A 21,291-nucleotide genomic window follows, 5' to 3' on the forward strand; every position below is an offset into this window, starting at 1 on the left:
CCACCAGCGTGCCGCGCCCGCCCACCGCCACCCAGATCACCATCTCGATGGACTGGGCCGGGGCGAACTCGGACGGGTTGATGATGCCCACCTGCGGCACGTAAAGCGCGCCGGCGACGCCCGCCAGCATGGCGGAGAGCACCCAGGCCACCAGCTTGTAGTTCTGCACCCGGTAGCCGAGGAAGCGGGTGCGGCTCTCCGCGTCGCGCACGGCCACCAGCACCTTGCCGTATTTGGAGGTCACCAGCGCCCGGCAGATGAGATAGCCGGCCGCCAGCGCCACCGCCGACGCCACGAACAAGGTGAGCCGCGTGCCCGGCGCCGAGATGGGAAAGCCCAGGATGTCCTTGAAATCGGTGAGGCCGTTATTGCCGCCGAAGCCCATGTCGTTGCGGAAGAAAGCGAGCATGAGCGCGAACGTCATGGCCTGGGTGATGATGGAGAGGTACACGCCCGTCACCCGCGAGCGGAAGGCGAACCAGCCGAACACGAAGGCCAGCGCCCCGGGCACCAGCACCACCATCAGCATGGCAAAGGGGAACATGTCGAAGCCGTGCCAGAACCACGGCAGTTCCTTGTAGTTGAGGAACACCATGAAATCGGGCAGCACCGGATTGCCGTAGACGCCGCGCGGGCCGATCTGGCGCATGAGGTACATGCCCATGGCATAGCCGCCCAGCGCGAAGAAGGCGCCGTGGCCCAGCGAGAGCACGCCGCAATAGCCCCACACCAGATCCACAGCCACGGCGAGCAGCGCATAGGTGAGGTACTTGCCGAGCAGCGGGATCATGTAGTCCGGCACATGCAGCGGATGGCCGGGGGGCAGCAGCAGGTTGGAGGCGGGCACCAGCACCGCCACCGCCAGCATGACGAAAAGGAAGATGCCGCCGGTGCGGTCGATGATGCCGGACTGTTTCACGATTCCACCGCCCGGCCCTTGAGCGCGAACAGGCCGCGCGGGCGCTTCTGGATGAACAGGATGATGAAGACGAGCAGAAGGATCTTGCCCAGCACCGCGCCGGCGAAGGGCTCAAGCAGCTTGTTGGCGATGCCGAGGGTGAAGGCGCCCACCAGGGTGCCCCAGAGGTTCCCCACCCCGCCGAACACCACCACCATGAAGCTGTCGATGATGTAGCCCTGCCCGAGGTTGGGGCTCACATTGTCGATCTGCGAGAGCGCCACGCCCGCGATGCCGGCGATGCCGGAGCCGAGGCCGAAGGTGAGCGCGTCGATGCGCCCGGTGCGGATGCCCATGGCCGCCGCCATGCGCCGGTTCTGCGTCACGGCGCGGACGTAGAGGCCGAGCGGCGTGCGCTTCAACACCAGCAGCAGCGCGAAGAACACCAGCAGCGCGAAGACGATGATCCACAGGCGGTTGTAGGTGATGGACAATTGCCCCACCTGGAATGCCCCGGACATCCAGGAGGGCGCCCCCACCTCCTGGTTGGTGGGGCCGAACACGGAGCGCACCGCCTGCTGGAGGATCAGCGAGACACCCCAGGTTGCGAGCAGGGTCTCCAGCGGCCGGCCGTAGAGGAAACGGATGACCGTGCGCTCGATGAGGATGCCCACCAGCGCCGTGAACAGGAAGGCGAGCGGCAGGGCGATGGCGAGGGACCAGTCGAACAGTTGGGGCGCCGAATTGCGGATGACGTCCTGCACCACGAAGGTGGTATAGGCGCCGAGCATCACCATCTCGCCATGGGCCATGTTGATGACCCCCATGACGCCGAAGGTGATGGCAAGGCCGATGGCCGCCAGCAGCAGCACGGAGCCCAGCGACAGGCCGTACCAGACATTCTGCGCCACCGCCCAGAACCTGAGGTTCTGTTCCACCTTGGCGATGCCGGCCTCGGCCGCCGCCTTCAGGCTGGCGGGCGCGTCCGCCGGGAGGCTGCGCAAGAGACTGATGGCCTCCTGGTCGCCACGGGCGGTGATCTTCTGGACGGCAAGGCGCCGCTCGGCTTCCGAAACCTCCGCCTTGCCCACGAGGATGGCGGCGCGGGCCTGCTCCAGGGCTTCCTTGACGGCGGGCACCGTCTCCTTGGCGATGGCGGCTTCCACCGTCCCCAGCGCAGCGGCATCGCGCGACTTGAAGACGGCGGCCGCCGCATCGGCGCGGCGGGCGGGGTCGGGATGGAGCAATGAGAGCGCCCCGGCGGCCGCGTCGATGGCGCGGCGCACGCGGTTGTTGGCGCGCACGACGGACAGGTTCGCCGGCGGGTTGGCGACGGCGGCGCCGGTGCTCGCGTCGAGCACGCCTGCCGGGGTGCGGATGAACACGCTTTTGGTGGCCGGGTCGAAGACAAGCTGCCCGGCATTGAGGGCGTCCACCACCGCGGCGGCCTGCGCGCTGCCGGTGGCGGCGAGCTGGGCGAGCGCATCGGACGTGTCCGAATAGCTGTCATTCGCGAATTTCGCGACGATGGCCGAAATGTCGCCCTGGCCCTGGGCGCGCACCGCGCCGACGGGCACAAGGACAGCCAGAAGGAGAAGGGCGAGAAGGGGAAGCGCGAGGAGCCGCGCGAGGGCCGGCGGAACGGGAAGGCGCAGGCGCATCATGAAGGTATCCGCTCCAGCGCAGCCGGTGGTGCCGGCGGCTCGCGACGGGAAGAGCGAGGCTCCCCCTCCCCTTTTCGGGGAGAGGGAGAGGCGCCCCTGACGGGACGGTACGAGAGGGTTCGAGATGAAATCCTTAAAAAATCCACGCCCGCTTGGACGCGAAGGTCACGCGCGTGCGCTCACTTCGCAGCCGAGAGGCAGACGTTCTTGACGCTGTCGAAGTTGCCGCAGTTTAGCTTCACCCAGTCGGCGACCAGGTTCTTGGAACCTTCGAGATACTTCGACCAGGCTTCGCCGGGGATGAGGTCCTTTGTCTTCCACACCACGTCGAACTGGCCGTTGCTCTCGATCTCGCCGATGAAGACGGGCTTGGTGATGTGGTGGTTGGGGAGCATCTCGGACACGCCGCCGGTGAGGTTGGCCTGCTTGATGCCGGGAAGCGCGGCGATGACCTTGTCCTGGTCGGTCGTGCCGGCCTTCTCCACCGCCTTCACCCACATGTTGAAGCCGATATAGTGGGCTTCCATGGGATCGTTGGTGACGCGCTTGGGATCCTTGGTGAAGGCGTGCCACTTGGCGATGAAGTCCTTGTTCTCCGGCGTGTCGATGGACATGAAGTAGTTCCATGCCGCCAGATGACCGACGAGCGGCTTGGTGTCGATGCCGGCCAGCTCTTCCTCGCCCACCGAGAAGGCGACGACCGGAATGTCGGTGGCCTTGATGCCCTGGTTGGCCAGCTCCTTGTAGAACGGCACGTTGGCATCGCCATTGATGGTGGAGACTACCGCCGTCTTCTTGCCCGCCGAGCCGAACTTCTTGATGTCGGACACGATGGTCTGCCAGTCGGAATGTCCGAACGGCGTGTAGTTGATCATGATGTCCTCGGCCTTCACGCCGCGGGACTTCAGGTAGGCTTCCAGGATCTTGTTGGTGGTGCGGGGATAGACATAGTCGGTGCCCGCGAGCACCCAGCGCTCCACCTTTTCCTCGTTGGCGAGGTAGTCCACCGCGGGAATGGCCTGCTGGTTCGGCGCGGCGCCGGTGTAGAAGACGTTGCGCTCACTCTCCTCGCCCTCGTACTGCACCGGGTAGAAGAGGATATTGTTGAGCTCCTTGAACACCGGCAGCACCGACTTGCGGCTGACCGAGGTCCAGCAGCCGAACACGGCCGCAACCTTGTCCTTGGTGATGAGCTCGCGCGCCTTTTCGGCGAACAGCGGCCAGTTGGAGGCGGGGTCCACCACCACGGCCTCGAGCTTCTTGCCCAGCAGGCCGCCCTTCTTGTTTTGCTCCTCGATGAGCATGAGCATCGCGTCCTTCAGCGTCGTCTCGCTGATGGCCATGGTGCCCGACAGTGAATGCAGGATGCCGACCTTGATGGTCTCCTGCGCCTTGGCCACGCCCATCCCCATCGTGACAGCGATGGCGGCGGCGGCGGCGAGCGCCCCAAAACCCCTGGTCGCCTGTCCCAGCAAACCGAGCATGCGCTCTCTCCCCTGTTGCGACGGCCCGTCGGGCCGGCCCGTGGGCATGTCAGCAAGGCGCGTGCCAAGGCTTGGCAACCCGCCTGCGCCCGACCGGGCAGGCGGGTAACCGCGAACGAAACCCGCATGCCGGCCCCGAATGCTCTAAAAAGAGGCGAGCGATGACGCGACTCTCGCCCACATAACAGGCAGCCTCTTCGCGGCCACCGAAACGGCAGGGGTCGAAGAACCGACCAGCGACCTCCGCCGCCGATTTGACCACAGGCTGACGGCACACAATTGATCTGAATTGCATAATTTATGTGCATAATTATGGGCAAACGAACGCGGCCGGCAACATGCGCCGGTCCCATCACCTCACTCTCAACACCCGGCAAGCATTCCCGACATCATATGAATTTGAAAAGTGGGATATGATGCTCACGGAAAGAGGAGTGCCCATGATCAACAGCAAAAGTCAGCGCATTATCTTTCCATGCGTTTGAAATCCGCTTTCATGCCTAGAGCGAGATCCGAGAAAATGGAATCAATTTGCTCGGTGAACCGCGCTCTAAACTCAAGAAAGAGAACGCGTTGTCCGATCAGCTTGCGATGCAGGCAGAGCGGCGCGTGTACCAAGCAACGTGCGAGTGGCGCGTCGGGCTCCCCTCGACGCGAACGAAGCCGCCCTCCCCTGCAGCGCGGCGGCCCGCCAAGGCAGGCAATTCGGCGGGCTTGACTCGGCTGTCGTGCTTGGATTTCCGTGCCCAGGCTCTGAACAGGAGAACGGCGCGTGGACGACCTCATCTCGGGCTACAGAAGATTCCGCGAAATTGCATGGCCCGAGCGCAAGCAGCTGTTTGAGCGGCTTGCCGCGCGGGGCCAGAAGCCGGAGACCCTCATCATCGCCTGCTCGGACAGTCGCGTCGACCCGCAGATGATCTTCGACGCCGGCCCGGGCGAGATGTTCGTCGTCCGCAACGTGGCCAATCTGGTGCCCCCCTTCCAGCCCGACGCCAACTATCACGGCACATCGGCCGCCATCGAGTTCGCGGTCCGCGTGCTGAAGGTGCGGGACGTGGTGGTGATGGGCCACGCCCAGTGCGGCGGCGTCCACGCTTTGCTGGAGGGCGCCCCGCCCGGCGCCGAGGACTTCGTGGCGGGCTGGATGAAGATCGCCGAGCCGGCCCGGCTCATGGCCGAGGACGCGAGCATTCCGCGCGAGGAGCGCCAGCGCTTCTGCGAGCAATGCTGCGTCAAGCTCTCCCTGGCGAACCTCGCCGGCTTCCCGTGGGTCGCGGAGCGAATCGCGGCCGGCGACCTGAAGCTGCACGGGGCCTATTTCGGCGTTGCCACCGGCCGGCTGGAGATGCTCGACGACGACGGCACCTTCAAGGCCGTCTGACCCGCCATCCCCCCGGCCGGCGCGCGCCGCCATCGTGTCATTCCGTTGAAGGACAGGTTCGCTAGGTCGGACCGGCACCGGGTCAGGGGCGGCGACAGGAACCGCAGCAGGGTGCGCAAGGGGGGGCCGATGAACATCGTCGCGACACAGGATCTGGACAAGGCCACCATTGCCGCGCGCCTCGGGCGCGACCATGTGGCGGACATCGTGGAATTCCTGAACGGCAAAACCGCCGGGGAAGCCACCGAGCTTGTCTCCCACATGCCGCTGCCATGGGCCGTGGAGGTGCTCGACCAGCCCCAGTTCCACGATGCCTGCGAGGTGATCGAGGCCCTGCCGCAAGACAAGGCGGTGGCGCTTCTGGAAGGCATGTCGGCCGACCGGGCCTCCGACGTGCTGCGCTGGATCGAGGATCCGGTTCAGACCCGCCTGCGCGAGGCGCTGACCCCGGAGACGCGCGGCGCCATCGACCATCTGCTGACCTACCCGGACGGGTCTGCCGGCGCGCTGATGACCACCGAATATGTCAGCGTGCCCTCGAACTGGACCGTCGGGCAGACCCTCGCCCACATCCGCGAGGTGGAGCACAGCCGCGAAACCGTCTACGCCATCTATGTGCTGGACCCGGCCACGAAGCGCCTCGTCAACACCGTCTCCCTGCGCCGCCTCATCTCCGGCGACCCCGAGGCGCCCATCCTGTCGGTGGCTCATCTCTACGCGCCCATCACCGTCCCGCCCCAGATGCCACAGGAGGAGGTGGCGCGCACCATCTCCAAATACGACTTCCTCGCCGTGCCGGTGGTGGACACCACGGGCCACGTGCTCGGCATCGTGACGGTGGACGACGTGATCGACGCCATGATCGAGGAGCAGACCGAGGACGTGCAGCGCATGGGCGGCATGGAGGCCATCGACAAGCCCTATCTCGACATCTCCTTCCTCGAGATGATCAAGAAGCGCGGCGGCTGGCTGTGCGTGCTGTTCCTCTCCGAAATGCTCACCACCAGCGCCATGCAGGTCTATGCGGACGAGCTGGAGAAGGCCATCGTGCTGGCCCTGTTCATTCCGCTGGTGATGAGCTCGGGCGGCAATTCGGGCTCCCAGGCCACCTCCCTCATCATCCGCGCGCTGGCCCTGCACGAGGTGCGGCTGCGGGACTGGTGGCGCGTCGCTCTGCGCGAGTTCCCCACGGGCCTGGTGCTCGGCGCCATTCTCGGCGTCATCGGCATCGTGCGCATCGTGGTGTGGCAGGAGGCCGGCATCTTCGATTACGGCGAGCACTGGAAGCTGCTGGCCATCACCATCGGCGCCGCGCTGGTGGGCATCGTCACCTTCGGCTCCATGGCCGGATCGCTGCTGCCGTTCGCGCTGAAGCGGCTGGGCTTCGATCCCGCCTCGGCATCGGCGCCCTTCATCGCCACCCTCGTGGATGTGACCGGCATCGTCATCTATTTCTCGGTGGCGTGGCTGTTCCTGCACGGCACCATCCTGTAGCGGGCCACCGCGCCCGCCTCAATTGCGGCGCAGGAAGCACATCAGCGCGCCGTAGCCGTCGCCCTCCTGCGTTCCGGCGGATGCGTCATCGGCATCCGCCGCCGCGTCGGCGAGGTCCGACGCCGTCACCTCGAATCCCCGCGAGCCGAGGAAGCGCACCGCATCCTCGGTGCTGGAGAAGCCGTCCACCGCTTCCGCGAGAACCGCGCTCAGGCCGGTATTGCCTGATGCATCCGCCTTCAGGCGCGCCATGTCGTTTCTGGTCATATGAAACCTCCGTCCGCGTTGGATCCCGAAGGGCAACCTTCAAGGCGCCGCCGCGGTTCCGGGCGAAGACGGCGGTGCGGCCGCGCCCTCCATCGGGGGATCGCGGCCAGCGACAGCCAGGGTCCGTTTCCGCCTGAAGAGGCGGACGCGGAATCGCTTCCGTTTCGGCAGCAGATTGCCCTACATCTTGATCGAAGAAAGACGGTTCCGATCCGGGCTTCATCGTCCCGGCCGGTTCCGCCTCCACGATGAAGCCCGTCCGCTCATGGTCCAGATCGCGTTCATCCTGGTGGGGGCCCGTGCCCTGCGCGACCGCTGGTGGGTGCTGCTCGTCATCGCCCTCGCGTTCATCGGCGTCGCCTGCCTCATCCTCATCGACGCTATGGACGGCACCATGTCGGTGGCGACGCAGGTGTTCGGCGGGGTCTTCGTGCTGGAAGGGCTGCTCAGCGTGCTCGGCATCTTCGCCCTGCGCGGGATCCAGAGCCGGAGCCTCGCGCTTGCCCGCGCCCTCGCCCTCGTCTTCGTGGGCACCTTCATCCTCGACTATCAGGCGCGCGACGGCATGGCGCTGTCGCTGCTGTTCGGCGCCGCCTTCCTCATCGACGGCGCGGCGCGCATCGCAACAGCCCTGGTGGTGCGCTTCCGCCTGTGGCGGGCGACGGTGGCGGTCGGCATCGTCGAGATCGTGCTGGCGGCGATCATCGCCAGCCGCTGGCCGTTCTCCCACGAGATCAAGGTTCCGCTGTGCATCAGCCTCCTGCTGCTCATGTCCGGCTGGATCCTCATGCGCGCGAGCCTGATGCTGCGCGCCCACCTCTCCGAGGTGGCGATCCTCGCCCTGCCTCTCTATGGCGGGCGCAACTGGTATGACAACGCGCCGGTGATCGTGGACGAGAGCAGCCCGCTGCCGCCCTCCCACGGGCCCATGAAGGTGCGGGTATGGACCCCGGCGGGCTCGGCGGACGTGCCCGCGCACCGCCCGCTCATCGACCGCTACATCGCGGCCGTGGACCGCACCGGCGCCATCTCCACCGGTCATGCGGCGCTGGAACTGGAGCCCGACCTCTATATCAGCCACTATCCGGCCGACGAGATCGATCACCCGCCGGAAGAGTTCGCCCGCATCCTGCGCGCCACCGCCGAGAACGACGTGAAAGGCCGCTTCCAGCCCTCCTATATCCATGAGGTGACGAACTGGTGCGAGGCGGATGCGCTGGTGGAATTCACCCGCTTCGACGCCCGGCGGCTGCGCGCCTTCTGGGCCGGCTACCGGCAGGACGACACCTATAACCTCACCAACCGCAACTGCTCCGTGGTGGTGGCGGCGGCCCTCGATTCCGCCCTCGAAGGCGTGCTCGCCTCGCGCATGCCGTGGCTCAGGGTGGCGACGCTGCTGGCCAATCCGGACGTGTGGGCGGCCGCCTATATCCGCTCGCGGGCCGAGGCCATGAGCTGGACGCCGGGCCTCGTGCTCGACTACGCCAACACCCTGAAGCGCATCATCGAGCCCGCCCCGCCGCCGTTCGCGGCACGGCTCCGGGACTTCCTGAAGCGCTTCAGGCGCCCCCATCCCGCCCCGACCGGCGCGGCCGCGGCCGCACGGGCCAGCATGAGCGACTCATGACCGAGCAGGCAGCCGAAGCGTCCCCGGAAGTTGCGCGCAACGGGCTCACCCAAGGCCCGGGCTCCGTGCTGGCCCGTGGGGCGGTCATCGCCACCGCGATGGTGTTCGGGCTCACCTACTCGCTGACGGCGCCGCTCATCGCCTTCGACCTCGCCGCGCGCGGGTTCAGCGAGGGCGTGATCGGCGCCAATGCGGCCATGCATGCCGTGGGCGTGCTGGTCACCGCCGTGGTGCTGCCGCGTCTGGTCGCGACGCTGGGGCCGCGAAAGCTCATCTTCCTCTCCATCGCCATTTCCGCCGTGGCGCTCATCGCCTTTCCGCTGCTGCCGATGCTGGCCGCGTGGTTCGTGCTGCGGCTGTTCCTCGGCATGGCGGCGGAAGCGCTGTTCGTGACCTCCGAGACCTGGATCAACGCCCTTTCCACCGAGGAGACACGCGCCCGCTCCATGGCGGCCTATACGGCCGCGCTCTCGGTGGGGCTCGCGCTGGGGCCGATCATCCTCTCCCTGGTGGGCACCGACGGCGCGCTGCCCTACGTGACGGGCGCGGGCATCGCGCTCCTCGCCGCGCTCTTCGTTGCGTCACCGCGCATCATCGCACCCCATTTCGACGAGCCGACGGTGGGCAATCCCGTGCGTTTCGTGCGCCTCGCCCCGCTGGCCCTGAGCGCGACCCTGCTCAATGCCGCCATCGAGACCGCGGGCCTCTCCTTCCTCGCCCTCTATGCCGTGAACCTCGGCTGGGGCGAGGAAAATGCGACGAGGCTGATGTCGGTGATGATGATCGGCGCGATCGCGCTCCAGATGCCCATCGGCTGGCTCGGCGACAAGATGGACCGGCGCCGTCTCGTCATCGCGCTGGCGACGCTCTCCGCCGTCGGGGCGGCGGTGTGGCCGCTCGCCCTCGGCAGCACGCTCGCCACCTATGCCCTGCTGTTCGTGTGGGGCGGCGCGTTCGTGGGCATCTACACCATCATGATCACGCTGGTGGGCAGCCGCTTCAGGGGCGGCGACCTGGTGGGCATCTATGCGGTGTCGGGCCTGTTCTGGGGTCTGGGCGCGCTGGTGGGCCCCCTCGGCGCCGGCTTTGCCATGCAGGTTCACATGCACGGCCTTGCCATCTTCGCCACCCTCGTCTGCGCCGCCTTCGCACTGGCCGCCTGGCGGCTGAAGGGCGCGACCTGAGGGCGCCCCTTGGCCGCGGTGCGGCGGCGAAAGCCCGGTACGGCTGCATCGAGTCGATCGAAAACCGGGGATGAGGGCGCGGGCCAAAGGCGATTCGCATCATCAGGCGGGCCGAGGGGGCGAGCTTAGGGACTGTTTGGAAAATCCGGCAGGCTTATGCATGTCGCCGGAAAAGAGCCGTCGTCATGGCCGGGACAAGCCCGGCCATGACGAGCCGGGTAGAGCGCCCAGCTGCCGAAAAGCTTCCCGGCGGGAATTTTCAAACAGGCCTTAGAAGGGGACAACCCCGCGATCCGGCAGGAGGGTTTTGGTGGTGTTCGATCCGCAGGAGTGATTCCCGCCCCTTCCGCCGGACGACGTCGCATGACGCCCCTGCGCGATGGGCAAGCCTCGACGCCGGGACACAATGGTCTCCCGTGGCTTTCGGCATCTCTATGCAGCAGGGGATGACGTGGGTCGAAGGACGGCGGAACCTCAATTCCGAGCCTGTCGATCAGCTGGTCGGAGTGGCAGGATTTGAACCTGCGACCCCCACGTCCCGAACGTGGTGCGCTACCAGACTGCGCTACACTCCGATCCAGAGGCGCTGCGTATAGCGCCCCCTATTGCGCGATGCAAGAGGCAGAGTGTGGCGGCCTCGCTTGAACGGTGGATGGCCCCATGCCATAGGAAGCGCGCCCCGTCGCTCGTGCTTTCGCCGCGCCAACGGGCTTCAATGGCTTGAGCATGTGGAGTTGGGTCAATGGCGACGGACGGTTTCGCGAGCGGTCTTCTGAAGGGCAAGCGCGGGCTGATTCTCGGTGTCGCCAACAACCGTTCCATCGCCTACGGCATCGCCAAGTCCGCGCGCGCCCATGGCGCGGAGCTCGCCCTGACCTATCAGGGCGAAGCGCTCAAGAAGCGCGTCGAGCCTCTGGCCGCCGAGCTGGGTGGCCATCTGGTCGGCCATTGCGACGTGACCGAGCCGGAAACCCTCGACGCCGTCTTCGCCGAGACGGAGAAGCTCTTCGGCACCCTGGATTTCGTGGTCCACTGCATCGCCTTCTCCAACAAGGACGAGCTGGACGGCCGCTATGTGGACACCTCGGCCGACAATTTCACCAAGACCATGTTCATCTCCTGCTACTCCTTCACCGCCGTGGCCAAGCGGGCGGAGAAGCTGATGACCAACGGCGGATCGCTGCTCACCCTCACCTATTACGGTGCGGAAAAGTGGATGCCGCACTACAACGTCATGGGCGTCGCCAAGGCGGCGCTGGAGGCGAGCGTGCGCTATCTGGCGGCGGACCTCGGCCCCAAGGCCATCCGCGTCAACGCCATCTCCGCCGGCCCCATCAAGACGCTGGCGGCCTCGGGAATCGGTGATTTCCGCTACATCCTGAAATGGAACGAGCTGAACTCGCCGCTGCGCCGGACCGTCACCACCGACGAGGTGGGAGACACCAGCGTCTACCTCGTGTCCGATTTGTCGCGCGGTGTGACCGGCGAGGTGCATCATGTGGATGCCGGATATCATATTGTCGGCATGAAGCATCCCGACGCGCCCGACCTCGCCCTCGTCCGCGACTGAGACTGCAAACGCGCCGCGCCATCGCGCGCCATCAGGAGAGTTCCATGCCGGCGATCGTCCTTCGCGCCGCCCTGTCCGCCCTGGCGGTTTCGGCCGGCCTTCTGGCTGCGTCCGGAGAAGGCTTCGCGCAGAGCCCGCCGACCCTCCAGGAATACCCGCTGCGGGACCGGATCTTCGGCCCCGGCGGCGCGGTGTTCCCGGACTATGTGACGCCGAGCGAATACGGCACCGCCTTCCTCATCGGCGGGTCGGGCACGCGGGGCGCGCTGTTCGCGGCCGGCACGGCGGACTTCAACTGCCAGCAGACCCAGGTGCCCACCATCAGGGTGCTGTCGGCGCCGCCCGGCGGGCAGGTGTTCATCCGCTATGGCAGCTTCACTGCCCGGGCCATCGACGGCGGCGCCACCACGCTCTGCCTCGGCCGGCAGGCCAAGGGGCTGGTGGTCAGCTTCAAGGGCAAGGCGGCGCCGGGATCGCAGATCGCCCTCAGGGTGACCTATCCGCCGCGCGGCGCCTGGTATGACCACGTCATTGCGGTCCCCCCGCGGTGATCATCCTCACGGCGGCGCCTCGGTCCCTGGTGTCCAGCCGCGCGCCGGTGCGAGTGCCATGACGAGCGCCATGACGACCACGCGACGCTTTTTTCTGGTACGCCACGGCGAGACCGACTGGAACGTGGTCGGGCGCCTGCAGGGGCGGCGCGACGTGCCCCTCAACGCGCTGGGCCGGATCCAGGCCGGGCGCGTCGGCCGCGTGCTGCCGCAGCTCGCGGGTGATCCCAGGGCCCTCGTCTACGTTTCCAGCCCCCTGTCGCGGGCGGTGGAAACCATGCGCATCCTGCGCACCAGCCTCGATCTGCCCGCCGGCGAATTCGCCACCGACCCACGCCTCGCCGAGATCTCGTTCGGCCAGTGGGAAGGACAGACCTGGCCCGAGTTGCGCCGCCGCGACCAGCTCGGCGTCCGCAAGCGCGACCTTGATCCGTGGAATTTCACCCCGCCCGGCGGCGAAAGCTACGGTGACCTGTGCGAGCGGGTGAACGCCGCCTGCGCCGAGCTCGAAGACGATGCGGTCATCGTCACCCATGGCGGCGTCATCCGGGCGCTGCTCCACGTGAAGGCGGGCATGCCGGAAGGCGAGGCCGCCCTCCTGCCCGTGCGCCAGGGCGCCGTTTATGTGGTGACCCCCGGGGGCTTCGAGGTGGCCGATTAAGGCCGCCTGATCCTCCTCCCCCGACCCCTCCCCGTTGGCATTTTTCTTGCTGTGTCAAACCGGTACACCCGGCACCTTTGTCGTGAACGCGACGACTCTGCCTTCCTTGATGCCTTTTGACCCGAGCCCCGGGGGATTTTTTCATGACCGACATGGCCGAACTGCAAAAGCGGAAGATGCCGCTCAATCTCGCCATCGTGCACGTGGACCCCGACGCCTTCATCGCCAACTATATGGGCTGGCTCGAAATCACGAAGTTCATCACGGACCTGCGCGCGGGCGAGGCCACCGTTCCCGCCGACGGCAAGACCCCCACGCTCTCCCCCGCCCAGCTGGCCCTGGGCGGCGTGCACAATGTGGGCAACGATGCGGTGTTCGCCTTCTGCATGACGGCGGCACTGAAAGGCGACAAGGCTGCGGTGGACAAGGTGGAAGCCGCCCTCATCGACATGATGGGCAAGGAATATCCCGGCAATTTCGCGCTCTGGCACTTCCGCACCCAGATCGACGCGCCGGTCACGCTCGAGGATTTCGTCGGCCAGGCCGGCAAAAAGATGCTGCTGGGCGACATCCCGCCGCCACCGCTCCGGGCCAAGGAGAACTGGAGCGCGGGGCTGCGCTTCTTCGAGAAGGCGCGCAAGTCCAACTTCGTGCACGAGATCATGTACCCGCTGGCGATCTGGCATCGCGCCAAGTGGAACGAGACCCTGGAGAAGGGCATCGCCTTCCTCAAGCATATCGAGGACACGGTCCCGGTGCTGCGCGAAACCCTGGAGGAGAAGCGCAACGACCAGCCCTTCATCGCCAACATCCTGCTGAAGAATGCGTTCGGCGTGGATATGGAGCTGACCGAGGAATATGAGGGCTTCCTGCGCTCTCTCGCCCGGCGCGACTGAGACCCCCCTGCCTTCATACCCTCGTCCTCAAGACGGATCCGCCCACACTGAATCGCCGAAGCGCTACAATGTGGGCGGTCAATCCGTGTCTATTCAGAGAGATGGAGGGTGAGGGTCGTCAGGCCTCCCCGGCAACCTTCTGCCGGTGGAGGACGTGGGGACGGGACACGAGCAGCTTGTCGATGCGCCGGCCGTCCATGTCCACGATCTCGAAACGCCAGCCCAGCGCGGTGAAGACGGCGCCCTCCTGCGGCAGTTCCTTGATGTGCGACAGGGCGAAGCCCGCCACCGTGTGGTAGCCGTCATCCACTGGGAATGCGACGTCGAGCAGGTCCCGGAGTTCGTCGACGGGCGTTTCGCCGGCCACCAGATAGCTGCCGTCCTGACGCTCCACCACGTTGCGGGCCTGATCGTGCTCGTCGGCATCGACTGAACCGGTGATGGCGAGGAGCAGGTCGTAGCCGGTGACCACGCCGGCCATGTCGCCATACTCGTCCACCACGATGCCCATGGGCACCTCGGCCCCGCGCAGGATGCGCATGGCCTCGAGCGCCCCCACATTCTCCACGATGAAGGGCACCTGCTGCACGAACTGGCGCGGATCGGGCCGTTCGCCCTTGAGATAAGCGTCGAGCACGCGCTTGGCCTGGATGACGCCGATGGTCTCCTCCGGCGAGCCCTCGCAGGCGGGGAGGCGCGAATGGGGCGTGTGGAGGAGCACCTGGCGCACCTCCTCCGCATCCTTGGAGATGTCCACCCATTCCACGTCGGGCCGCGGCGTCATGATCGCGGTCACCGGCCGGTCGGCGAGGCGCATCACGCCCGCGATCATGCGCCGCTCGGCGGGATCGATGACGCCGGCGGTCTCGGCCTCGGTGATGATGGCGCGGATCTCCTCGTCGGTGACCGCGCTGGAGCTGGACCCGCGCTCGCCGAGCAGCCGCAGCACCAGGCGCGTCGAGGCGTCGAGCAGCCACACCGCCGGCAGCGACACCTTGGAGAGGGTCACCATCATCGGCGCGAGGACACAGGCGAGCGGCTCGGGATTCTGCAGGGCGAGCCGCTTCGGGATCAGCTCGCCGATCACCAGCGACACATAGGTGATGGCGGCCACCACCACCGTGTAGCCCACCGGCTGCGCGAAGCTGTCCGGCATTCCGGAATCCCGGAGGAAGGTGCTGAGCGTCTCACCCAGGCTGGCGCCGGAAAAGGCGCCGGCGAGAATGCCGATGAGGGTGATGCCGATCTGCACCGTGGAGAGGAAGCGGCCAGGCTCCTCACCCAGGGCCAAGGCGGCCAGCGCCCCCCGACGCCCCCGATCGGCCAGCGTCTTCAGACGAGCCGGGCGGGACGAGACGATGGACAATTCCGCAGCTGCGAGAACGGCATTGAGCAACACCAGGAAAAGGACGATCAGGATTTCGAGTAAAGGCATGGCGGGGTAGAAAAGCTCCGTCGGTGCTCCTCATAGCACATCTGCGCCCTCCTGTGTGACAGGCTGGCAACATTCAGTGTCGCGTTTCGCGGGGTAGCGCGGGACAAATGGGCGAGACAAGCGTTTCCTTGGTTCCCATCCTCGTCTATTGAGCGCGCAAGAGTGAGGGATTTTGCCGCGTCATGTCGTTCAACACGTTCGGGCATCTGTTTCGGGTTACCACCTTCGGCGAGAGCCACGGGGCAGCCATCGGCTGCGTGGTGGACGGCTGCCCGCCCAACCTGCGCTTCACCGTGGAGGAGGTGCAGGCCGCCCTTGACCGGCGCCGCCCCGGCCAGTCGCGCTTCACCACCCAAAGGCGCGAGCCGGACGAGGTGAAGGTGCTCTCCGGCACGCTGGAGCATCCCGAGGGCGGCCTCGTCACCACCGGCACGCCCATCGCCCTCCTCATCGAGAATGTGGACCAGCGTTCCAAGGACTATGCCGACATTGCCGGCGCCTACCGGCCGGGGCACGCGGACTTCACCTACGACGTCAAGTACGGCATCCGCGACCATCGCGGCGGCGGGCGCTCCTCGGCGCGGGAAACGGCGACGCGGGTCGCCGCCGGTGCCATCGCCGCCAAGGTGCTGCCCGGCGTGAGCGTGCGCGGGGCCGTGGTGCGCATCGGCGAGATCGAGATCGACCGCAGCCGCTGGGACTGGGACGAGGTTCAGAACAACCCCTTCTTCTGCCCCGACCCGAAGACCGTGCCGCTCTGGGAAGAGTATCTGGATGCTATCCGCAAGGCCGGCTCCTCCATCGGCGCGGTGGTCGAGCTGGTGGCGGAGGGCGTTCCGCCAGGCCTCGGCGCCCCGCTCTACGGCAAGCTCGACGCCGACCTCGCCAGCGCCCTGCTGGGCATCAATGCGGCCAAGGGGGTGGAGATCGGCGAGGGCTTCAACGCCGCCCGCCTCACCGGCGAGGCGAATGCTGACGAGATGCGGCTCGGCAATGAGGGGCATCCGCAATTCCTGTCCAACCATGCGGGCGGCATCCTCGGCGGCATCGCCACCGGGGCGCCCATCGTGGCGCGGTTCGCGCTGAAGCCGACCTCCTCCATCCTCACGCCCCGGCGGACCGTGGACCGCACCGGGCAGGAGACGGAGATCTTCACCAAGGGCCGCCACGACCCCTGCGTCGGCATCCGCGCGGTGCCGGTGGGCGAGGCCATGATGTGGTGCGTGCTGGCCGACCATCTGCTGCGGCACCGCGGGCAGGTGGGCGAGGGCGTGAAGTGGCCGTTCGGCGGGACCACCATGTAACCGCTACCGTCACGCAAGGGAAAGGCTGCGGCTCCGGCAGCCTTTCCGCCCTCCACATTCAGCACCCATGAATATCTGAAACTTTTCATTGTCACTGAAATTCGCCGCGCTATGCTGGCGCCATGAAGCTCGCGGAATGGCTTTCGGCGACCGGAACGAAGCGCAGCGCCTTTGCGAAGCGGGTGGGCATGTCGCCTGCCAGCGTCACGGCCCTGTGCAACGACGACCGCGCCTGGATCTCCCGCGAGACCGCCGAGAAGATCGCAGCGGCCACCGGACACGAGGTGACACCCAACGATTTCCTCGGGCTTCCCGCGCCCCGTATCCGAGGTTTGCCCGTGACCGATAACACCCAGGCCCGCGTCCAGTCCGCCATCGAAGCGTTCGCGCGGGGAGAGATCGTGGTCGTCACCGACGACGACGATCGGGAGAATGAAGGCGACCTCATCCTCGCGGCGTCCCTGGCGACGCCCGAGAAGATGGCCTTCATCATCCGCAACACGTCGGGCATCGTCTGCACGCCCCTGCCCCCGTCGGAAGCCAAGCGGTTGCGGCTCGACCCCATGGTGTCGAACAACGACGCGCCCATGGGCACCGCCTTCACCATCTCCATCGACGTGAAGCACGGCACCACCACCGGCATCTCGGCGGAAGAGCGCACCAACACCGTGCGGGCGCTGGCCAATCCCAACATGGGCGCGGCCGATTTCGTGCGCCCCGGCCATGTGTTCCCGCTCATCGCCAAGGAAGGCGGCGTGCTCATGCGCTCCGGTCACACCGAGGCGGCGGTGGATCTGTGCCGCCTTGCCGGCGTGCCCCCGGTGGGTGTCATCGCCGAGTTGGTGAATGACGACGGCACCGTGCAGCGTGGTCCGCAGGTCACCGCCTTTGCCGAAAAGCACGGCTTCACCCGCATCTCGGTGGCGGACCTCATCGCCTACCGGCAGGCGCGCGAGAAGCTGGTGACGCGCGCCGCCGAATTTCCCGTGCCCACCTGCGTCGGCGAGTTGCAGGGCTTTTCCTATGTGACGCCGTTCGACCCGGTGAACCACCTTGCTTTGGTCAAGGGCCGCATCGGCGACGGCGAGAATGTGCTGGTGCGCCTCCATCGCGCCGATCCCATTGCCGACGCCTTCGGCGGCGGCAAGACCATCCAGCGCGCGCTGGGGCGCATCGAGGCGGAAGGCCGCGGGGTGCTCATCTACCTGCGCGACGGCACCGCTGGCGTTCCTGCAATCGCCATGGGCCATGGCGGCGAGAAAAGCTCCAGCGAGGCCGAGCGGGATCGCCACTGGCGCGAGGTGGGCCTCGGTGCCCAGATCCTGCGGGACCTCGGCATCGTCTCGATTCGCCTCCTGGCCTCCAAGGCGCGGACCTATGTGGGCCTCGCCGGCTTCGGCATCGAGATCGTGGACACCGAATCCCTCGACGCGTGAACCGCACTCCCTTGCACGAATTTTGTGCAGCGCGGGGCCGACTAAGCCTTTGTGACGGAATGGCGACACCTCCGTCTTCGGTGCGGATGCGTGCAAATGCAACGCTTCCGCCGGAAATCGTGAGCCAAAAATAGGCGGCTAAGCTCTTCTCCACCCCGACGGAAGGTGTCAGCATCCGTGTGACGTGATGCCGCGCAATCCCATCGGGGGAGAAAACCATGTTTTCGCGCCGCTTCTGGTCCCGTCTGTTGTGCCTGCCGGTCCTGGCCGGTCTTGCCTTCCTTTGCCTTCCCGGCGCCCCGCCGGCCCGTGCCGCCTCCGCCGGGATCGACGTGGATCTCGAGCTCGTGCTCGCGGTGGATGTTTCCTACTCCATGGATACGGACGAGCAGGCCCTCCAGCGCGAGGGCTATGCTTCGGCCGTAACATCCCGCGAATTTCTCGACGCCCTGCGGCTCGGCCCCAGCGGACGCATCGCCATGGAATATGTGGAATGGGCGGGCGAAGGCGAGCAGAAGGTGGTGGTGGACTGGCGCATCATAGACGGGCCGGAAACCGCCAGGGCCTTTGCCGACGAGGTGCTGGGCGCGCCGCTGCGGCGGGTGTACCGCACCTCCATCTCCAGCGCCCTCCTGTTCAGTGCCGACCAGTTCGACCTCAACGGCTACAAGGGCTTGCGGCGCGTCATCGACGTTTCCGGCGACGGCGTGAACAATCAGGGGCCGCCGGTGGCGCTGGCCCGCGACTCGGTGGTGCAGCGCGGCATCACCGTGAACGGCCTGCCCCTGCTTCTGAAGCGCGTCGCCTCCTCGGCCCTCGACGTGCCGGAGCTCGATTTTTACTATGAGGATTGCGTCATCGGCGGCCCCGGTGCCTTCGTCATCCCGGTGCAGAGCCCGGAAGAGTTCGCCCGGGCCATCAAGACCAAGCTGGTGATGGAGGTGGCGGGCGTGGTGCCGCCCCCCGGACCCGGCCTCGTCCAGCGCGCAGCGACCACCGCGCCGCGGGTCTCCTGCACCATCGGCGAGAAGATCTGGATGGACCACTGGGCCAATTGAGGCTCGTCAATCGGCCTTGACGAGCGGCACGCGGCGCAGAGCCGCAAGGTCCGCCGCGCCGGTGGCGAAGCAGGCGATGCGCAACTGGTCCGTCATCTGCGCGAAATGCTCGACCACCGCCGCCGTGGAGGTGACGGCGGCCTTCAGCGTGCCGGCGGCCTGACCCACCAGATCGGCGCCCAGCCGCAGGGCCTTGGCGGCATCCACCCCGTGGCGGATGCCGCCGGACGCAATGAGCAGCAGGTCCGGACAGGCCGCCCGCACCTGCACAACGCAATCCGCGGTGGGAATGCCCCAGTCGGCGAAGGCCGCCGCCACGGCGCGACTGCGCCCGGTGCCGCGCTCGCCTTCCACCAGCGCCCAGTTGGTGCCCCCTGCCCCGGCCACGTCCAGCGCAGCGACCCCGCAGTCCGCCAGCTGCCGCGCCACGGCGCCGGAGAGGCCGAAGCCCACCTCCTTCACCACCACCGGGGCGGAAAGGCCGGCGCAAAGCGCGGCGATGCGATCAAGAACGCCCCGCCAGTCCCGGTCGCCGCCGTCCTGGATGGCTTCCTGCAAGGGGTTGAGATGGATGACGAGGGCATCCGCCCCGATCATCTCCACCGCGCGGCGGGCAACATCCCCGCCATCCCTGGCCAGAAGCTGGGCCGCGCCGAGATTGGCGAGGAGAAGGATGTCCGGCGCCCGCCGCCGCAGATCCGCGCCGAGGCCGCCGGCGGAACCGTTCTCGATGGCGATGCGCTGGGAGCCGACGCCAAGGGCGATACCCAAGGCCTGCGCCGCTTCCGCCAGATGGGCGTTGATGGCCTCGGACCGCGCCGGACCGCCGGTCATGGCGGAAATCAGGAACGGCGCCTTCAGCGTCCGGCCGAGGACGCGCGTGGTCAGGTCGACCGCATCGAGATCGAGCTCGGGCAGGGCGCAATGGACGAAGCGCAGCCGGTCGAAGCCCGCATCCACGCGCGAGGCCACGCGCCCGCCCGCGAGAACGATGTCGATATGGTCTTCCTTGCGCCGACCCGCGTCGCTATCGTCCATCGACCCCGCCGGGCCTCCCCTTCGCAAGTGAACGCGCTTTGCCGGAAGCCGCGGCGAGGACGCCACACGCCGGCAGAATCTGCCGCGCGGCATGTGGCGCGCTCTGGCATCATTCCTTAAGGGGTGATCTAAAGTCGTTCAAGGCAACGTATTTTGGCAACGTATCTGCCAGCAGGGGCGCGCCCCCGCAGCACAGCAGAAGATGAGGGGCGTGGATGGGGAAGGGCGGACGGGACCGGCGGACCTCGATGGAAGGTCCGCACGACGCGCTGCGGCCGGGCGCACCGCAGGGCGGCCCCACCCTCGCGCTGGCCGTTGCGGAGCCGGAGACGAACCGGGCGCCGGACGTGGACGAGCCGCTCGTTGCCGCCTTCCCCCCGCGCTCGCGCGACCTGTCCTTCCTGCGGGCGGTGATCGACCGCCGTCTCGGCCTGCTGGTGCCGCCTGCGGCCTCCCACCCGGCGGTGCTCCACGCCGCCATGCGGCACATCCTGCTCTCTCCGGGCAAGCGGCTGCGGCCCCTCCTCACCCTCGCCGCGGCCATCCAGCTCAACGCCTCCGAGCATGCGGTGCTGGATTTCGGCTGCGCGCTGGAGATGATCCACGCCTCCTCGCTGATCGTGGACGACCTGCCCTGCATGGACGACGCCGCCCTGCGGCGCGCCCAGCCCACCACCCATGTGCAGTACGGCGAGGACGTGGCGGTGCTCGCCTCCATTGCCCTGCTGTCGCGCGCCTTCGGGGTCGCGGCGGCGGCACAGGGGGTGAGCGAGCGGGCGCGGCTCGAGGCGGTGGCGATCCTCTCCATGGCGGTGGGCTCGCTGGGCCTGTGCGGCGGCCAGTATGACGACCTGCGCCCCAATCCCGGACGCAGCCTCGCCGCCACCGAGGACGTGAACCGCCGCAAGACCGGCGTGCTGTTCTCGGCGGCGGTGGAGATCGCCGGCCACGTGGCCGGGGCGGACGAGGCCCAGCTCGGCCACCTGAAGGCGCTGGCGGGCCATGTGGGCCGCGCCTACCAGATTCTCGACGACATCCTCGATGCCTCGGCCTCCTCCGCTAGCCTCGGCAAGGACGTGGGCAAGGACGCCCACAAGGCCACCGTCATCGCCTCCCTCGGCGCGCCGCGGGCGCGCAAGCTCCTGTCCGAGCACTTGGCGGGGGCGCTCGCCGCCTCTAAAGACCTGGGGCCCAACACGGAAGGCCAGGAGCCCCTGCGAGATTTCATGACCGCTGCATTCGGCGAACTGATGGGGCCGCTGGCGCCGTGAGCGCCGCCCCCCGACACCACCCCCTGTCTCTTATACACACCTGACGCTGCCGACGACTTAATAGGTGTA

18 protein-coding genes and 1 tRNA gene are annotated in these 21,291 nt (G+C 67.4%); 12 read left to right on the forward strand and 7 right to left on the reverse strand.

Annotated elements, in window-relative coordinates; translation table 11 throughout:
* The 3 genes from urtC to urtA all read right to left on the reverse strand — a co-directional run.
* Nucleotides 1-868: urea ABC transporter permease subunit UrtC (gene urtC, locus K9U40_RS15935; RefSeq protein ID WP_282891137.1), on the reverse strand; the 868-nt coding region annotated here is incomplete at its 3' end.
* A gap of 47 nt (nucleotides 869-915) precedes the next feature.
* Nucleotides 916-2,559 carry an urea ABC transporter permease subunit UrtB gene (urtB, locus tag K9U40_RS15940; protein ID WP_414115004.1) on the reverse strand — a complete coding sequence of 548 codons (1,644 nt, stop codon included), beginning with the start codon at nucleotides 2,557-2,559 and terminating at the stop codon, nucleotides 916-918.
* 182 nt (nucleotides 2,560-2,741) lie between these two features.
* Nucleotides 2,742-3,974: an urea ABC transporter substrate-binding protein gene (urtA, locus tag K9U40_RS15945; RefSeq protein ID WP_282891138.1), complete on the reverse strand. Its 1,233-nt coding sequence runs from the start codon at nucleotides 3,972-3,974 to the stop codon at nucleotides 2,742-2,744.
* A gap of 844 nt (nucleotides 3,975-4,818) precedes the next feature.
* Here urtA and K9U40_RS15950 point away from each other — a divergent pair.
* Nucleotides 4,819-5,430, forward strand: a complete 612-nt coding sequence (locus tag K9U40_RS15950) for a carbonic anhydrase (protein WP_282891123.1) — start codon at nucleotides 4,819-4,821, stop codon at nucleotides 5,428-5,430.
* Nucleotides 5,431-5,559: 129 nt separating this feature from the next.
* Nucleotides 5,560-6,924, forward strand: coding sequence for a magnesium transporter (gene mgtE, locus K9U40_RS15955; protein WP_282891124.1), 1,365 nt, complete (start codon nucleotides 5,560-5,562; stop codon nucleotides 6,922-6,924).
* A gap of 18 nt (nucleotides 6,925-6,942) precedes the next feature.
* Here the strand turns inward: mgtE and K9U40_RS15960 are convergent, their stop codons facing one another.
* Nucleotides 6,943-7,191, reverse strand: coding sequence for a hypothetical protein (locus tag K9U40_RS15960; protein ID WP_282891125.1), 249 nt, complete (start codon nucleotides 7,189-7,191; stop codon nucleotides 6,943-6,945).
* A gap of 265 nt (nucleotides 7,192-7,456) precedes the next feature.
* Between K9U40_RS15960 and K9U40_RS15965 the strand changes: the two genes are divergently transcribed.
* Nucleotides 7,457-8,818 (forward strand): HdeD family acid-resistance protein, encoded by a 1,362-nt coding sequence (locus K9U40_RS15965; protein WP_282891126.1) that lies wholly within the window; start codon nucleotides 7,457-7,459, stop codon nucleotides 8,816-8,818.
* Nucleotides 8,815-10,002 carry an MFS transporter gene (locus K9U40_RS15970; RefSeq protein WP_349239439.1) on the forward strand — a complete coding sequence of 396 codons (1,188 nt, stop codon included), beginning with the start codon at nucleotides 8,815-8,817 and terminating at the stop codon, nucleotides 10,000-10,002. Before K9U40_RS15965 ends, K9U40_RS15970 begins: the two co-directional genes overlap by 4 nt.
* A 498-nt stretch (nucleotides 10,003-10,500) precedes the next feature.
* Here the strand turns inward: K9U40_RS15970 and K9U40_RS15975 are convergent.
* Nucleotides 10,501-10,577: transfer RNA gene (locus K9U40_RS15975), tRNA-Pro, on the reverse strand.
* 167 nt (nucleotides 10,578-10,744) lie between these two features.
* On the opposite strand from K9U40_RS15975, the gene fabI reads away from it, so the two are divergent.
* The 4 genes from fabI (at nucleotide 10,745) to K9U40_RS15995 (ending at nucleotide 13,680) form a co-directional block, all read left to right on the forward strand.
* Entirely contained in the window at nucleotides 10,745-11,572 is an 828-nt protein-coding gene (gene fabI / locus K9U40_RS15980) for an enoyl-ACP reductase FabI (RefSeq protein WP_282891127.1), read from the forward strand.
* A gap of 44 nt (nucleotides 11,573-11,616) precedes the next feature.
* Nucleotides 11,617-12,123 (forward strand): hypothetical protein, encoded by a 507-nt coding sequence (locus K9U40_RS15985; protein ID WP_282891128.1) that lies wholly within the window; start codon nucleotides 11,617-11,619, stop codon nucleotides 12,121-12,123.
* Nucleotides 12,124-12,193: 70 nt separating this feature from the next.
* Nucleotides 12,194-12,784, forward strand: coding sequence for a histidine phosphatase family protein (locus K9U40_RS15990; protein ID WP_282891129.1), 591 nt, complete (start codon nucleotides 12,194-12,196; stop codon nucleotides 12,782-12,784).
* 143 nt (nucleotides 12,785-12,927) lie between these two features.
* Nucleotides 12,928-13,680, forward strand: a complete 753-nt coding sequence (locus K9U40_RS15995; RefSeq protein WP_282891130.1) for a hypothetical protein — start codon at nucleotides 12,928-12,930, stop codon at nucleotides 13,678-13,680.
* 118 nt (nucleotides 13,681-13,798) lie between these two features.
* On the opposite strand, the gene K9U40_RS16000 is transcribed toward K9U40_RS15995, so the two are convergent.
* The gene (locus K9U40_RS16000; protein WP_282891131.1) at nucleotides 13,799-15,115 is read right to left on the reverse strand and encodes a hemolysin family protein; all 1,317 of its coding nucleotides are present in this window, start codon (nucleotides 15,113-15,115) and stop codon (nucleotides 13,799-13,801) included.
* Nucleotides 15,116-15,297: 182 nt separating this feature from the next.
* On the opposite strand from K9U40_RS16000, the gene aroC reads away from it, so the two are divergent.
* From aroC to K9U40_RS16015, 3 genes are all read left to right on the forward strand, one after another.
* Nucleotides 15,298-16,419 (forward strand): chorismate synthase, encoded by a 1,122-nt coding sequence (gene aroC, locus K9U40_RS16005; RefSeq protein ID WP_282891132.1) that lies wholly within the window; start codon nucleotides 15,298-15,300, stop codon nucleotides 16,417-16,419.
* 122 nt (nucleotides 16,420-16,541) lie between these two features.
* Nucleotides 16,542-17,855 (forward strand): 3,4-dihydroxy-2-butanone-4-phosphate synthase, encoded by a 1,314-nt coding sequence (gene ribB, locus K9U40_RS16010; RefSeq protein ID WP_282891133.1) that lies wholly within the window; start codon nucleotides 16,542-16,544, stop codon nucleotides 17,853-17,855.
* Between the two features lie 218 nt (nucleotides 17,856-18,073).
* The gene (locus K9U40_RS16015) at nucleotides 18,074-18,913 is read left to right on the forward strand and encodes a DUF1194 domain-containing protein (RefSeq protein WP_282891134.1); all 840 of its coding nucleotides are present in this window, start codon (nucleotides 18,074-18,076) and stop codon (nucleotides 18,911-18,913) included.
* 6 nt (nucleotides 18,914-18,919) lie between these two features.
* On the opposite strand, the gene fni is transcribed toward K9U40_RS16015, so the two are convergent.
* A complete protein-coding gene (gene fni / locus K9U40_RS16020) occupies nucleotides 18,920-19,951 on the reverse strand; it encodes a type 2 isopentenyl-diphosphate Delta-isomerase (protein WP_282891135.1) in 1,032 nt (343 codons plus the stop codon).
* A 248-nt stretch (nucleotides 19,952-20,199) separates the two neighbouring features.
* Here fni and K9U40_RS16025 point away from each other — a divergent pair, with 248 nt between their 5' ends.
* Nucleotides 20,200-21,222, forward strand: a complete 1,023-nt coding sequence (locus K9U40_RS16025; protein WP_282891136.1) for a polyprenyl synthetase family protein — start codon at nucleotides 20,200-20,202, stop codon at nucleotides 21,220-21,222.
* Nucleotides 21,223-21,291: the final 69 nt, after the last annotated feature.

The organism is Xanthobacter autotrophicus, from assembly GCF_030015065.1.
In the GTDB taxonomy this organism is placed as follows: domain Bacteria; phylum Pseudomonadota; class Alphaproteobacteria; order Rhizobiales; family Xanthobacteraceae; genus Xanthobacter; species Xanthobacter autotrophicus_D.

What these genes read in the sequence shown, in the direction of transcription:
- urtB (WP_414115004.1), bottom strand. Translation starts at nt 2,559, where the DNA reads ATGCGCCTGCGCCTTCCCGTTCCGCCGGCCCTCGCGCGGCTCCTCGCG.
- urtA (WP_282891138.1), bottom strand. Translation starts at nt 3,974, where the DNA reads ATGGGGATGGGCGTGGCCAAGGCGCAGGAGACCATCAAGGTCGGCATC.
- mgtE (WP_282891124.1), top strand. Translation starts at nt 5,560, where the DNA reads ATGAACATCGTCGCGACACAGGATCTGGACAAGGCCACCATTGCCGCG.
- K9U40_RS15960 (WP_282891125.1), bottom strand. Translation starts at nt 7,191, where the DNA reads ATGACCAGAAACGACATGGCGCGCCTGAAGGCGGATGCATCAGGCAAT.
- K9U40_RS15965 (WP_282891126.1), top strand. Translation starts at nt 7,457, where the DNA reads ATGGTCCAGATCGCGTTCATCCTGGTGGGGGCCCGTGCCCTGCGCGAC.
- K9U40_RS15970 (WP_349239439.1), top strand. Translation starts at nt 8,815, where the DNA reads ATGACCGAGCAGGCAGCCGAAGCGTCCCCGGAAGTTGCGCGCAACGGG.
- fabI (WP_282891127.1), top strand. Translation starts at nt 10,745, where the DNA reads ATGGCGACGGACGGTTTCGCGAGCGGTCTTCTGAAGGGCAAGCGCGGG.
- K9U40_RS15985 (WP_282891128.1), top strand. Translation starts at nt 11,617, where the DNA reads ATGCCGGCGATCGTCCTTCGCGCCGCCCTGTCCGCCCTGGCGGTTTCG.
- K9U40_RS15990 (WP_282891129.1), top strand. Translation starts at nt 12,194, where the DNA reads ATGACGACCACGCGACGCTTTTTTCTGGTACGCCACGGCGAGACCGAC.
- K9U40_RS15995 (WP_282891130.1), top strand. Translation starts at nt 12,928, where the DNA reads ATGACCGACATGGCCGAACTGCAAAAGCGGAAGATGCCGCTCAATCTC.
- K9U40_RS16000 (WP_282891131.1), bottom strand. Translation starts at nt 15,115, where the DNA reads ATGCCTTTACTCGAAATCCTGATCGTCCTTTTCCTGGTGTTGCTCAAT.
- aroC (WP_282891132.1), top strand. Translation starts at nt 15,298, where the DNA reads ATGTCGTTCAACACGTTCGGGCATCTGTTTCGGGTTACCACCTTCGGC.
- ribB (WP_282891133.1), top strand. Translation starts at nt 16,542, where the DNA reads ATGAAGCTCGCGGAATGGCTTTCGGCGACCGGAACGAAGCGCAGCGCC.
- K9U40_RS16015 (WP_282891134.1), top strand. Translation starts at nt 18,074, where the DNA reads ATGTTTTCGCGCCGCTTCTGGTCCCGTCTGTTGTGCCTGCCGGTCCTG.
- fni (WP_282891135.1), bottom strand. Translation starts at nt 19,951, where the DNA reads ATGGACGATAGCGACGCGGGTCGGCGCAAGGAAGACCATATCGACATC.
- K9U40_RS16025 (WP_282891136.1), top strand. Translation starts at nt 20,200, where the DNA reads ATGGAAGGTCCGCACGACGCGCTGCGGCCGGGCGCACCGCAGGGCGGC.